Source organism: Pseudomonas sp. GM79, from assembly GCF_000282495.1.
Lineage (GTDB): Bacteria > Pseudomonadota > Gammaproteobacteria > Pseudomonadales > Pseudomonadaceae > Aquipseudomonas.
Genome location: NZ_AKJE01000094.1, coordinates 1 through 14,031 on the forward strand (window position 1 = coordinate 1; position 14,031 = coordinate 14,031).

8 protein-coding genes and 1 pseudogene are annotated in these 14,031 nt (G+C 60.2%); 1 reads left to right on the forward strand and 8 read right to left on the reverse strand.

Features of this window, described 5'->3' with window-relative positions; genetic code table 11:
• From PMI36_RS05440 to PMI36_RS05405, 8 genes and pseudogenes are all read right to left on the reverse strand, one after another.
• A pseudogene (locus tag PMI36_RS05440) lies at positions 1 to 237 on the reverse strand (hypothetical protein); the annotation flags it as partial.
• Positions 238 to 574: 337 nt separating this feature from the next.
• Positions 575 to 1,441: an ABC transporter permease gene (locus tag PMI36_RS05435; protein ID WP_008074867.1), complete on the reverse strand. Its 867-nt coding sequence runs from the start codon at positions 1,439 to 1,441 to the stop codon at positions 575 to 577.
• Between the two features lie 19 nt (positions 1,442 to 1,460).
• Positions 1,461 to 2,321 carry an ABC transporter ATP-binding protein gene (locus PMI36_RS05430; protein WP_008074868.1) on the reverse strand — a complete coding sequence of 287 codons (861 nt, stop codon included), beginning with the start codon at positions 2,319 to 2,321 and terminating at the stop codon, positions 1,461 to 1,463.
• A 5-nt stretch (positions 2,322 to 2,326) separates the two neighbouring features.
• Complete coding sequence (locus tag PMI36_RS05425) at positions 2,327 to 3,352, reverse strand: ABC transporter substrate-binding protein (protein WP_008014081.1); 1,026 nt, start codon at positions 3,350 to 3,352, stop codon at positions 2,327 to 2,329.
• A gap of 15 nt (positions 3,353 to 3,367) precedes the next feature.
• Positions 3,368 to 4,279: a TauD/TfdA dioxygenase family protein gene (locus PMI36_RS05420; RefSeq protein WP_008074870.1), complete on the reverse strand. Its 912-nt coding sequence runs from the start codon at positions 4,277 to 4,279 to the stop codon at positions 3,368 to 3,370.
• A 303-nt stretch (positions 4,280 to 4,582) separates the two neighbouring features.
• A complete protein-coding gene (locus PMI36_RS05415) occupies positions 4,583 to 5,950 on the reverse strand; it encodes an HlyD family type I secretion periplasmic adaptor subunit (RefSeq protein WP_008074872.1) in 1,368 nt (455 codons plus the stop codon).
• Positions 5,940 to 8,096, reverse strand: a complete 2,157-nt coding sequence (locus PMI36_RS05410) for a type I secretion system permease/ATPase (protein ID WP_008074873.1) — start codon at positions 8,094 to 8,096, stop codon at positions 5,940 to 5,942. Before PMI36_RS05410 ends, PMI36_RS05415 begins: the two co-directional genes overlap by 11 nt.
• A 39-nt stretch (positions 8,097 to 8,135) precedes the next feature.
• The gene (locus PMI36_RS05405) at positions 8,136 to 9,488 is read right to left on the reverse strand and encodes a TolC family outer membrane protein (protein ID WP_008074875.1); all 1,353 of its coding nucleotides are present in this window, start codon (positions 9,486 to 9,488) and stop codon (positions 8,136 to 8,138) included.
• A 359-nt stretch (positions 9,489 to 9,847) separates the two neighbouring features.
• Here PMI36_RS05405 and PMI36_RS05400 point away from each other — a divergent pair.
• On the forward strand, positions 9,848 to 14,031 hold a 4,184-nt coding region (locus PMI36_RS05400), incomplete at its 3' end, for a retention module-containing protein (RefSeq protein ID WP_008074878.1).

The following is a 14,031-nucleotide window of genomic DNA, read 5'->3' on the forward strand; positions in this document are numbered from 1 at the left end:
CCCCCCGCCAATGGCGGCTTCGCCACGGCTGCGTTTGTCTGCGCCGACTGCGCTACCACCCGCGCCGCCCAAGGCCGCGCCAATGGTTGAACCTGTACTGCCGCCTAGCGATTGACCGACGACCGAGCCAAGAACCCCGCCCAATGCGCCGCCCACACCTGCTTCGGTGGTGCCGCCAGCAGAAGCGAAGCCACTGACCAGGCCAAGGGACAACAAGAGAATCGAGGAGAACTTCATAGAGGAACCTCAAGGGGATGACGGCGCGATCCTGAGGCTGTGTCATGGTTGTGACAATAGAAATCCGACGAGTAACACGACTTGAGCACAATTCTATAAGTTACTGTTTTTTGGGCGGAACTTAAGTGTTTTTCGCCGGTCTTTAACTACTTCGCAAAGGCCGTTTTTATATAAAAACGGCCTTTTTTGTGGGCGATTGGAAAGTGCGGATCGGAAGAATTTGGTTAATGCTCTACCGCCATCGCGAGCAGGCTCGCTCCCACAGTGGAGTTTCGGTCGAACACAAATGCTGTGTCCACTTGAAGACCGCGACGGGCCAGATCAGACACCACAGAACCTACCGCTGCATCCCCCACCGCTTCACCGTCACCCGCTCCAACGTATCAAACACCAGGTTTTCCACCAGCAACCCAATCAGGATCACCACCGCTAACCCGGCAAACACCTTGTCGGTGTACAGCTCATTTCGATTCTGAAAGATGTACCACCCCAAACCACCCTTGCCGCTGGTAGCGCCAAACACCAGTTCGGCGGCGATCAGCGTACGCCAGGCGAAGGCCCAGCCGATTTTCAGCCCGGCGAGAATCGACGGCAACGCGGCCGGGATCAGGATGAACAGCACGAAACGGATGCCCTTGAGACCGTAATTGCGCCCGGCCATGCGCAAGGTTTCCGAGACACCGAGAAACCCGGCATAGGTGTTCAAGGCCAACGCCCAGAGCACCGAATGCACCAGTACAAAAATCAGGCTGTTCTGCCCCAGGCCAAACCACAGCAGCGCCAGCGGCAACAGGGCAATCGCCGGCAACGGGTTGAACATCGAGGTCAGCGTGCTGAGCAAATCGCGACCGAATCGGGTCGACACCGCCAGCGTCGTCAGGACAAACGCCAGAACGATGCCAATCAGGTAACCCTTGAGCAAAACAACCAGCGAAATCCACACCTTGCTCAGCAGTTCGCCGCTGAGCAGGCCATCCTGCAGCGCGCTGGCGGTTTGCAAAAAGCTCGGCAGCAGCAGGTCGTTGTTCTGATAACGGGCAACGGCTTCCCAAAGCACCGCGAGCAGAATCAGGATCAGGCTTTTGCGTAGCCAGCCTTGCTGCCAGAGACGCTGGCCGAGCGGCAATTCACGCTCCAACGGTACGCTGGTCAGCGGCTGCAAAACAGTTTCGTACTCTTGACGCGCAGATGATGAATGGCTCATCGGGCAATCCTCCAATGGCTCAATAAGCGATGCGAATGTCGGCGAAATCCAGCTCACGCTCGGTTTCCGGGGACTGACCTTCATCGAACAACAGCCGATGAATCCGCCGCGCCGATTCCTGGAACGCCACGCCCCCCAAACTGTGCAAGTCGTATTGATGGCTGTGGACTTCCGCCCGCACCCGCCCCGGATGAGGCGACAGCAGCAAAATCCGGTTACCCACCACCAACGCTTCTTCGATGGAGTGAGTGACAAACAGCAGCGTGAAACGCACCTCCTCCCAGAGCAGCAGCAACTCTTCCTGCATCTTGCGTCGGGTCAGCGCATCAAGGGCAGCGAAGGGCTCGTCCATCAACAGGATCTTCGGCTGCATCGCCAAGGCGCGAGCAATGGCCACGCGAGCTTTCATGCCGCCAGACAAGGTATGCGGATTGGCATCGGCAAACGCCGCCAGACCGACTTTGTCCAGATAATGCAGCGCCCGCTCTTCAGCCTCTTTGCGCTTGAGGGTTTTGGAAGCGAGCAGCGCAAACATCACGTTCTGTTTGACGGTCTTCCACGGTGGCAGTTGATCGAACTCCTGGAACACCACGATCCGGTCTGGCCCTGGCGCATCGACCCGCTGGCCTTGCAGGCGAATCTCACCCTCACAGGGCGGGATGAACCCGGCAACGGCTTTGAGCAACGTCGACTTGCCGCAGCCCGAAGGACCGAGCAGCACAAAGCGGTCCGCCGGATCGATCTCGAAACTGACCTGATGGGTCGCTCGAACCACCCGCGCAGGCGTGCGGTATTCCAGACTGACCTGGTCGACCGACAGCAGCGCTTGAGCTGCCGCGATCGGTTTGCTGACCGTGTGGCCTTGCAAAGGGGCGTTCATGTCGGTCAGCTCCCTTGCAGCGGTTTGGTGTCTTGGAAGAAGTAATCCTTCCACGAATCCGGTTTGTTTTTGATCGCACCGACGCGATAGAGGAACTCGGCCAGCGGGTAGGTGTTTTTCGGCGTGATACTGAATTCGAACTGCGGGTTGTCGATGATTTTCAGCAATGCCGCGCGGTCGATTTTGGCCTTGGTGACGCGGATGTAAGTGTCGGCCGCCGCACCTTTATCGTTCTGCGCAAACTCGGCCGCTTCAGTCAGCGCGGCGATGAAGGCTTTGTAGGTTTTCGGGTTCTCATCGCGGAATTTCTCGGTGGCGAACAGCACAGTCGGCGAGTTCGGACCCAGCAAGTCATAGGTATTCAGCACCACATGCACGTTGGGGTTTTGCAGCGCCTGATCCTGGAACGGCGGGTTGGAGAAGTGCCCGCTCAACTCGGTGCCACCGGCAATCAGTGCCGCGGTGGCATCCGGGTGCGGAACGGCGATGGTGTACTTGTCGAGGCGATTGAATTCCTTGTCGCCCCATTGCTTGGCCGCCGCGTATTGCAAGAAGCGCGACTGCACCGACACCCCAACCGCCGGCACCGCAATGCGGTCTTTCTCGGTGAAGTCAGCAATGGTTTTGACCTTGGGATTATTGCTCACCAGGTAGTAAGGGAAGTTGCCCAGGGAGGCCACGGCTTTGACGTTTTGCTTGCCGTGGGTGCGGTCCCAAATGGTCAGCAGCGGGCCGACGCCGGCTCCGGCAATGTCGATGGAACCGGAAAGCAACGCATCATTGACCGCTGAGCCGCCAGAGAGCTGGGTCCAGTCGACCTTGATGTCGATGCCTTCCTGCTTGCCGTACTTCTCGATCAGGTTCTGATCGCGCACCACGTTGAGCAGCAGATAAACGATGCCGAACTGTTCGGCGATACGGATTTCACCTTCGGCGTGGGCGACGGTCGGCGCTACCAGGCTGCCGGCGAGCAGGCTGAAACCCAGGCCAATGGCCGCAGCCAAGGGTGCAAATGGAAGACGTTTGGACATGGGAATTCTCCGAAATCAGAAAGGCGCGTCGCCCTGGATGGTGGTGCGATACAACTTGCGGCGCAGATGACTGGGGCATCCGGCGGCGAGGTGAATCAGCGAACGGTTGTCCCAGAACACCAGGTCGTGGGCCTGCCATTGATGGCGGTAAATGTTTTGCGCCAGCACGCTGTGGGCGTAGAGCTCGTCGAGCAATTGTTTGCTCTCGTCTTCCGGCAAACCGACGATGCGGGTGGTGAAGCCCTCGCTGACGAACAACGCTTTGCGACCGTTTTCCGGGTGGGTGCGGACGATGGGGTGAACCACTTCGGCGACCTGAGCGAGTTGCTCCGGCGTCAGGGTCGGGCGCCAGTTGCCCTCGAATTTGCTCTCGCTGTAGCGCGCCGTGTAGGAGTGCGCGGCCGAGCGCCCTTCGACGGCTTTGCGCAGCGCCTCGGGCAGGTTGTCCCAGGCTTTGTGCATGTCGGCGAACAGCGTGTCGCCACCTTCGGACGGCAGCTCTTGGGCATGCAGCATCGAGCCCAGGCTTGGTAGCTCTTTATAGGAAAGGTCCGAGTGCCAGAACTTGCCGGCATCCCCGAGGCCGATGGATTGGCCGTTCTCGATGATGTTCGAAACGATGAGAATTTCCGGATGCCCGGCCAGCAGAAATTGCTTGAGTACATGGATTTGCAACACACCGAAACGGCGGCTGAAGGCGATCTGCTGATCGGGAGTAATGCGCTGGTCGCGGAACACCACCACGTGATGATCCAGGTGCGCACGATGGACACGGGCGAAGTCCCGGTCGTTGATCGGGCGGGACAGGTCCAGGCCGATGATTTCAGCACCGACGGCGCCGCTGAATGGGCGGATTTCGAAGGATTGCGACGCGATGGCGGCGACGCTGGTTGACACAGGCTTTGGAGAAAAAGAGACGGCTGACATAAAAATCACTCCCACGCACAGCGCGCTCAAGGGCGCGCATCGATCAGAAACTCACGGAGGTCCCGTGTTGGTTCGTGTCGTGCGGCGCGCCGATTGGTCGGCAGGTACGCAGGGGAGTGACTTTATAGGTATAAGAATTGAAATTTAAATACCGTTAGTGAATAACGATATGGCTTTTGGCATGCGGCGTCTATTAGGCCGCCTTCGCGAGCAAGCCCGCTCCCACAGGGGGTCTTGTGATCGACTCAAATCCCATGTGGGAGCGGGCTTGCCCGCGAAGAGGCCATCAGCCCCAACCGAGAATCACCGCTCGTGCAACGCCTCGGCGCGCGCCCGAATAATCGGCTTGAGCAAATAACTGAGCACGGTCTTCTTGCCGGTAATGATATCCACCGACGCCACCATCCCCGGGATGATCAACAACGGCTTCTCATCCGTCCCAAGGTGGCTGCGCTCTGTGCGCAATTTGATGATGTAGTACGTGGTCTTCTTGTCTTCGTCGGTGATGGTGTCGGCACCGATCTGCTCCAGCTTGGCTTTCAGGCCGCCGTAGATGGTGTAGTCGTAGGCCGTGAACTTCACCGTGGCGTCCTGCCCCGGATGCAGGAACGCGATGTCTTGCGGACGAATTTTGGCTTCTACCAGCAAGGTGTCATCCAGTGGCACGATCTCCACCAGATCGCTGCCCGGCTGGATCACGCCGCCGATGGTGTTCACCAGCAACTTGTTGACGATACCGCGCACCGGCGATGTCACCAGCGTCCGGCTAACCCGGTCTTCCAGGGCCTTGCCAGTGGCTTGGGCCTTGTTCAGATCGGTGCGTGCTTCGTTGAGTTGGGTCAGGGCTTCGCTGCGGAACTTGCCGCGAGTCTCGTCGATCTTGCGCTGCACTTCCTTGATCGCCGATTCGGCCCGAGGAATCGCCAGCGTAGTGGCGTCCAGTTGGCCGCGGGTTTCGACCTCGGCACGCTTGAGTCGCAAAACCTCCACCGGCGACACTGCGCCCTGAGCCACCAACGGCTCGGACATGTTGATTTCCTGACGTTGCAGCGACAACGCGTTGCGGTACTGAGACTGTTTGGAGGTGAACTCACGCAGCTCTTGTTGACGCTGGATCAACTGCTCCTTCAAACCACCGATTTCATCGTGCAGTTGCTGACGACGGCTGATGTACAGCGACTCTTCGCTGGCCGCCTGGACGGGAACAGCCTTGAGCACATCGGCGGGGAAGTTCAGTGCACGGTCATCGACCTCGGCGCTCAAGCGCTCCACACGCAGCAGCATCGACAGCCGATCGGCCTCGGTTTCACCGACGTTGGAGGCAAACCGCGTGTCGTCCAGACGAATCAGCGGCGCGCCCGCCTCTACGATCTGCCCTTCGGTCACGAACAACTCGGAGACGATACCTCCCTCAAGGTTCTGGATTTTCTGGATCTTCGACGACGGAATCGCCTTACCGTCACCCTTGGTGACTTCATCGATTACCGCGAAGTTGGCCCAGAGCATCAGGAACACGAAGAAGCCGATGATCGCCCAGATCGTCAACCGCACCACACGCGGGGCGTCTTCGATCAGCGCTTTGTTGACCTCGGGAAGGGGCTGGCCTTGCAGCGATGCGGAGCCTTTGAAGTAGCGGCGGATGGAATCCTTGACCCCGGACTTAAGCAACACTGATCTGCCCCTTCTTCAACGCTTCCATCACGGCGGCTTTCGGGCCATCGGCGAGTATCTGCCCACGGTCGATCACCAACAGGCGATCCACCAGCGACAACAGCGAAGCCCGGTGCGTCACCAGCACCACGGTCTTGTTCTCAACCACCGCAGCGAGGCGTTGCTTGAGGCGTTCTTCACCGGTGTTGTCCATGGCGCTGGTCGGTTCGTCCAGCAACAGGATCGGTGGGTTGAGCAGCAGCGCTCGGGCCAGGGCGACGTTCTGACGCTGACCACCGGACAGGTTCTGCCCACGCTCACCGACTTGCAGCTCATAACCTTGCGGGTGCAGACGGGCGAATTCGTGGACGCCGGCCAGTTCCGCGGCTTGCAGCACCAATTCGTCTTCGACATAGCGCGCGCCCGACACCAAATTGTCGCGCAGGGTACCGGCGAGCAACTGGATGTCCTGGGGCACGTAGCCGATGTTGTGGCGCAATTCGCTGACGTCGATCTGACGGATATCCACACCATCCACCAGTAGCGCGCCGTCGTCCGGCTGATAGAGGCCCACCAGCAATTTGGCCAGAGAGCTTTTGCCCGAGCCGCTGCGGCCGATGATGCCGATCTTCTCGCCGGGCTTGATGATCAGGTTGATGTTCTTCAGCGCGGGGTTCTGCTGATCCGGGTACGTGAAGTTCAGCTGACGGCATTCAATGGCCCCTTGCAGCACCTTGCGGCTCAGTGGACGCTCGTCGAAATTGCGCTCCTGGGGCAGCTCCATCATCTGATCGACCGAGGTCATGGTCACGCGGGCCTGCTGGTAGCGGGTCAGCAGGCCGGACAACGAAGCCAATGGGCTGAGGGCACGACCGCTGAGCATGTAGCACGCGATCAAGCCGCCCATGCTCAGGTGGCCGTCGATGATCTGGTACACACCGAAGACGATCATGATCACCCCGGCCAATTGCTGGATCAGCAAGGTGATGTTCATCGCCAGACCGGACAGCATTTTCACCCGCAGCTCGAGGCGGCTGAGGGTGCCGATGGTTTGTTCCCACTGATACTGGCGTTCGCTTTCGGCGTTATTGACCTTCACCGCATCGAGGCCGGCGAGGGTTTCGATCAGGCTCGACTGACGCTCGGCGCCCAGGGCCATGGTTCGTTCCATGGTCGCCACCAGCGGCTTCTGCAAGGCATAACCGATCAGCAAGGCAATCGGGAACGCCAGCACCGGAATCCACACCAGATGCCCGCCCAGGATTGCGATGACCATGAAGATCAGCAGCGTAAACGGCAGGTCGATCAGGCTGGTGAGGGTCAGCGACGCGAGAAAGTCCCGCAGGCTCTGAAACTCATGGATGTTCTGGGCGAAGCTGCCGACACGGGCCGGGCGGTATTTCATGGCCATGCCGACGATGCGCTCGAACAGCGTCGCGGAGATGATCAGGTCGGTTTTCTTGCCGGCCAGGTCCAGGCACAGGCTGCGCAGGCTCTTGAGGATCAGGTCGAACAGATAAGCGCCCGTGATGCCGATGGCCAGTACCCATAGGGTCGACTCGGCCTGGTTTGGCACCACGCGATCATAGACATTCATCACGAACAGCGGCGCGGCCATGGCAATGATGTTGATCAGAAAACTGGCGGCGATGGCGTCGGCGTACAGCCAGCGCGAACGCTTGAGGGTGTCGCGAAACCACGAACGCGCGCGCGGGATCAGCGTGCCGTGGTTAACGTCAAATTTATGTTGGGGTTGGGCGAAGAAGACTTTGCCGCTGTAATCGTCGGCCAGCAGTTCACGGCTGACGCAAACTTCACCACCATCGCTTTCGCTAAGCAGCAGGCGGGCCTGGTCTTCACCTTGCCAGCCAAGCAGCACCGCGCTGCGACCTTCCTTGAGCAGCAACAGCGCCGGCATGGCAATCACCGGAATCTGCTCCAGCTTGCGTTGCAGTACCCGCCCTTGCAGCCCGGCGCGAGCGGCCGCGCGGGGCAGCAGTTCGACGCTCAGGCGTTGTTTGGGTAACGGCAGGCCGGTGGTCAGCATCGCGGCGCTGGCCGGTTTCTGGTGCAACGTGCAAAGGGCTAGCAGGCCGTCCAGTAACGGATCGTCATGCAGCGCGCGCGGATCATGAATGAGTTGAACTCGACTGACTTCTGATTCCACGCTCGACACTCTTGGCTAACGATTAAAATGAGGCAGGACTCAATTCATCCCGGGCAACTGAACCTTGGGCTTCACGTCGTTCTGCACAACGGATGCCAACGGTGCGACTACGCCCTGACTTTTGAGCAATTCGCCCATGGTCGCCTTGATTCGGTACTGAGTAAATAACTGAATGTTCTTGATCTCGGCCAACCGACGGGAAGCGCTGAACAGCTCGTTTTCACTGTCGAGCAGGTCGAGCAAAGTGCGTTCGCCGAGGCTGAACTGCTTCTGGTACGCGCTACGTACGCTGGTGCTGCGATCGACATATTGCTGGGCGATCGGCACTTGGGCGTTAGCGTTGTTCAAGGCATTCCAGGCCAGACCCAGTTCTTCGTTCAACACACGCAGGGCATTGTTGCGAATATCCAGCGCCTGGTTCGACAGGTAGGACTTGGATTCCAGATCAGCCTTGTTGCTGCCACCGGCGAACAAATTGAAGCGCATGCGCAGCATGGCCTGCCATTCGTTGCTGTGACCGTTCTGACCGTCAATATCGTTGTCGGCGCTGCGACCCAATTCGGCATCGAAGCGCGGATAGAAGCTCGACTTGGCGGCTTCGTACTGTTTCTCGGCGGCAGCGATATCGGATTCGGCGGAGCGCAGGATCGGGCTGTTTTCCAGCATCTGCGCCCGGGCTTCATTCAAGTTGGCCGGCAACAGCGCCATAAAATCGGCGGGCCGCTCCAGTTGATCGGGCATCTGGCCGACGGCGCTGAGGAAGTTGGTTTCGGCATCGGCCAGGTTGGTCTGTTCAGTGATCAGGTTGTTGCGGGCCTGGGCCATGCGCGCGTCAGCCTGATCAAGGTCGGCGCCGCTGCCCACGCCGCGCTGGGTGCGCAACTTGATCTGGTCGAGAATCCGTTCGTGGTTCTTCAGATTGTCTTCAGCCAGGCGCACGAATTCGCGGCGAGTCAATACATCGAGATAGACCTGAGCGACGGTCAGCCCGGTACGTTCCGACGTGCCCAGCAAGGAATAAGCGCGGGAATTAACGGTGGCTTGTTGACGCCCCACTTCGCTGGACGTCGCAAAACCGTCAAACACCATCTGCGACAGACGTAAACTTGACTCACTGCGGTTCAGCGTTTCCCAGTGATTGTTGTTGCCGGCGGCGCGGGTGGTGACGCTGTCGGTGCCTTCACGACCATAACCGCCCAGCAGATCGACCCTCGGCAAGTATCCCCCTTTGGCGGCCTTTAACTGATAATCCGCGGCCAATCGGCTGTTAACCCCTGCCTGAATTTCCGGATGAACATCCAGCGCCTGCTGCATGGCCTGCGGGAGGCTTTGCGCCTGAACAAAGCTGGCGGCAAGGGCGAAGGGTAGAACCTTGAACAGGTGCAAACGCATAGTTGGAATTTCCCGGGACTTCTTGTCTTGAATCACTGCAGAACGTGGCGCTGCATCGGATGATGGCAACCGGAATGACCGTATGTCGGAAAGTTCAAAATCGGAACTGGATCACACGCTGCAGGACAGGTCGCCGTTTAAATATCAATGTGACATTACTGGGACGATTGTTTAGGATGGCACCCATAAGGTCAATAGTTTGGCATAAAGTTAATTCCGAAAAAATATAGCCAAGTTATTGACACTTACCGCGTCAAAGTTATGCATCAAACATCTTAGAAAGTACGTCCAGCCCCGATCGGCGAACACGCCGAGCGGTTCATGGAGGTCAACTGAACGTGACACCCGGAGAGTCTTCAATGAGCAGTGTTGTTGCCATCGTCAAAAGCATTGTTGGTCAGGTTTTCGCGGTGTCGCCAGAAGGCGTCCGCCGCGTACTCGTTGAAGGCGACCGGTTGTTGGTCGGCGATCAGGTAGACACCGGTGCCGCCGGCGCCATTACGCTCGAACTGGCTGATGGCCGCACCCTGGACCTGGGCCGCGACACTCAGTGGAGCGGCAGCGAACCGGATTCCAGCACCGACCTTGCGCAAGCCACTGCACAAGCCGCGCCATCGGTTGACGAATTGCAACAAGCCATCGCCGCCGGTGTCGACCCGACCACCGCTCTTGAAGCCACCGCGGCCGGTCCTACGGCTGCGAGCGGGGGCGGCTCTACCGGTGGTGGCCACAGTTTTGTGGCCCTGGAGGCAACCGCTGCCCGGGTCGACCCCACTATCGGCTTCCCGACAGAGGGGCTCGCCACTGCCGCGTTGGCAACACAAGACACCACCGGCGGCCAGACTGCCGACACCAGCGCCAATGCCCTGCGCGAATCGACCCTGAGCCTGAGCGCCACGCCGACCATCACCGAGGCCGGTGGCGTGCTGGTTTACACCGCGACCCTGACCCAGGCGCCGCTGACCGACCTGACCATTACCCTGTCCAACGGCTCGGTGATCGTGATTGCAGCCGGCCAAACCACCGGCACCGTCAACGTTCCGCTGGCACCGAACGACACGGTTTATAACGACTCGACCCAGATCAATGTGACCGTCACCGGCACCACGGGCGGCAGCGGTATCGTGGTCACCCCACCGACCGTTCCGGCCGTGACCCAGGTCACCGACACTGTCGACACCACCACCGTCACACTGTCAGCGGGCTCGACCGTCACTGAAGGTGGCCAGATCACCTACACCGCGACGTTGACCAACCCGGCGCAGACGCCGGTCACCGTCACTCTGTCCAACGGTTCGACCATCACCATCGCCGCTGGCAACACCACCGGCAGCGTCAACGTTCCGACGCCGGCCAACGACGTCTACAACAATGGCAGTACCGTCAGCACCACGATTACCGGCGCGACTGGCGGCAACTTCGAAAATCTGGTGCCGAATCCAACCCCGGCCGTCACCACCATTACCGATTCCGCCGACACCACCACCGTCACGCTGACGGCGGGCTCGACTGTCACCGAAGGCGGTCAGATCACCTACACCGCGACCCTGACCAACCCGGCGCAGACGCCAGTCACCGTCACGCTGTCCAACGGTTCGACCATCACCATCGATGCCGGCCAGACCACCGGCAGCGTGAACGTTCCGACGCCGGCCAATGACGTCTACAACAATGGCAGCACCGTCAGCACCACCATCTCCGGGACTACCGGCGGCAACTTCGAGAGTCTGGTGCCGAACCCGACTCCGGCGGTCACCACCATTACCGATTCGGTCGACAACACTGGCCTGACCCTGTCCGCCACCGGCAGTGTCACTGAAGGTGGCCAGATCACCTACACCGCGACCCTGACCAACCCGGCGCAGACGCCGGTCACCGTGACCCTGTCCAACGGTTCGACCATCACCATCGAAGCCGGTAAAACCACCGGCTCCGTGAACGTCGACACCCCGGCCAATGACGTCTACAACAACGGCAGCACCGTCAGCACCACAATCACCGGCGCTACCGGCGGCAACTTCGAGAACCTGGTACCGAGCACCACGCCTGCCGTCACCACCATCACCGACTCGATCGACAACACCGGCCTGAGCCTCAGCGCCACCGGCACCGTCGTCGAAGGCGGCCAGATCACCTACACCGCCACCCTGACCAACCCGGCCGGCACGCCGATGACCGTGACCTTGAGCAACGGCTCGGTCATTACCATCGAAGCGGGCAAGACCACCGGCAGCGTGACCGTCGATACGCCGGCCAACGACGTCTACAACAACGGCAGCACCGTCAGCACTACGATCACCGGCACCACCGGTGGCAATTTCGAACAACTGACCCCGAGTACAGAGCCAGCGCTCACCACCATTACCGATTCGAAAGATGACACCGGCCTGAGCCTGTCTGCGTCCACCGAAGTGGCCGAAGGTGGTCAGATTCTGTACACCGCGACGCTGACTAATCCGGCCGGCACGCCGGTCACTGTGACCTTGAGTAACGGCGCGGTGATCACCATCGCCGCTGGCGCGACCACCGGCAGCGTGAGCGTCGATGCGCCTGCCGATGATGTTTATAAAGATGCCGGCAAGGTCGAAGTCACCATCGCGGACGCCGCGGGTGGCAACTTTGAGAACCTGGTGACGGACCCGGCGGCAGCGGTCACCGAGGTGACTGACACTCTCGACACTTCGACGGTTAATCTGACAGCGACGTCTACTGTCGCTGAAGGCGGGACCGTGGTTTACACCGCGTCCGTCAACGCACCGGTCACCGGTTCCCCAGTGGTTGTCACTCTGTCCAATGGCCAGACCATTACTATTCCGGTTGGCGCCAGCAGCGGTTCTGTCAACTTCACCGCGCCGAACGATGCGCTGGCCGGTGGTGGTTCGCTGAGCGTCAAGATCGACGATGCCAAGGGCGGCAACTACGAGAAGCTGGACGTCGACGGCAAGTCGGCGGATACCTCGGTGACCGATACCGCTGACACGACTAACCTGTCGCTGACTGCCAGCGGTTCGGTGGATGAAGGCGGCCAGATCACCTATACGGCAACCCTGACCAATGCGGCCGGCACACCAGTGACCGTGACCTTGTCGAACGGCGCCGTGATCACCATCGAAGCGGGCAAAACCACCGGCTCCGTGACCGTCGATGCGCCGAAGGACGATGTCTACAAAGACACCGGCACCGTCGAAGCAACCATCAAAGGCGCGACCGGCGGCAATTTCGAGAACCTGGTGGCTAGCGACACCCCGGCGGTCACCACCGTTAACGACACCATCGACACCAGCACCGTTTCGCTGAGTGCCACTTCGAGCGTCGTTGAAGGCGGCACCGTGGTTTACACGGCGTCCGTATCGGCGCCGGTCACCGGCTCGCCAGTGGTTGTCATCCTGTCCAACGGCCAGACCATCACCATTCCAGTCGGATCGAGCAGCGGTACTGTCGACTTCGTTGCGCCAAACGATGCGCTGGCTGGCGGCAGCTCGCTGAGCGTCAAGATTGACGATGCCAAGGGTGGCAACTACGAGAAACTGGAAGTCGACGGCAAGTCGGCGGACACCTCAATCACTGATACTTCAGACACCACCACCCTCAGCCTGTCGGCGACCGACTCCGTGGCTGAAGGCGGGTCGATCGTTTACACCGCGAGCCTGACCAATGCCGCCGGGACTCCAGTCACCGTCACGCTGAGCAACGGCGCCGTGATCACCATCGCCGCCGGCGCCACCACCGGTTCCGTAACCGTCGACGCGCCGAAGGACGATGTCTACAAAGACGCTGGCACCGTCGAAGTCACCATCAAGGACGCCGCAGGCGGCAACTTTGAAAACCTGGCGACCAATCCGGCGGCTGCGGTTACCAACGTCACCGATACCCTCGACACCTCAACCGTCAACCTCACCGCGACCAGCACCGTGGCTGAAGGCGGGACCGTGGTTTACACCGCGTCCGTCAGCGCACCAGTCACCGGCTCGCCGGTGGTTGTCACCCTGTCCAACGGCCAGACCATCACCATCCCAGTCGGCTCGAGCAGCGCCAGCGTGAATTTCACTGCGCCGAACGATGCCCTGGCTGGTGGTGGTTCGCTGAGTGTGAAAATCGACGACGCCAAGGGCGGCAACTACGAGAAACTGGAAGTCGATGGCAAATCAGCCGACACCTCAGTGACCGACACCGCTGACACCACCAACCTGTCGCTGACTGCGACCGGTGCCGTGGATGAAGGCGGCCAGATCACCTACACGGCAACCCTGACCAATGCGGCCGGCACACCAGTGACCGTGACGCTGTCGAACGGCGCCGTGATCACCATCGAAGCGGGCAAAACCACTGGTTCCGTGACTATCGATGCGCCAAAAGACGACGTCTACAAAGACGCCGGCACCGTCGAAGCGACGATCACAGGTACGACCGGCGGTAATTTTGAGAAGCTGGTCGCCAGTGATACGCCTGCGGTGACCACCGTCAACGACACCATCGACACCAGCACCGTTTCGCTGACTGCCACTTCGACCGTCGCTGAAGGCGAGACCGTGGTTTACACCGC

Excerpts from the sequence above, each read along its gene's own strand:
- PMI36_RS05435 (WP_008074867.1), bottom strand. The coding sequence starts at position 1,441 with ATGAGCCATTCATCATCTGCGCGTCAAGAGTACGAAACTGTTTTGCAG.
- PMI36_RS05430 (WP_008074868.1), bottom strand. The coding sequence starts at position 2,321 with ATGAACGCCCCTTTGCAAGGCCACACGGTCAGCAAACCGATCGCGGCA.
- PMI36_RS05425 (WP_008014081.1), bottom strand. The coding sequence starts at position 3,352 with ATGTCCAAACGTCTTCCATTTGCACCCTTGGCTGCGGCCATTGGCCTG.
- PMI36_RS05420 (WP_008074870.1), bottom strand. The coding sequence starts at position 4,279 with ATGTCAGCCGTCTCTTTTTCTCCAAAGCCTGTGTCAACCAGCGTCGCC.
- PMI36_RS05405 (WP_008074875.1), bottom strand. The coding sequence starts at position 9,488 with ATGCGTTTGCACCTGTTCAAGGTTCTACCCTTCGCCCTTGCCGCCAGC.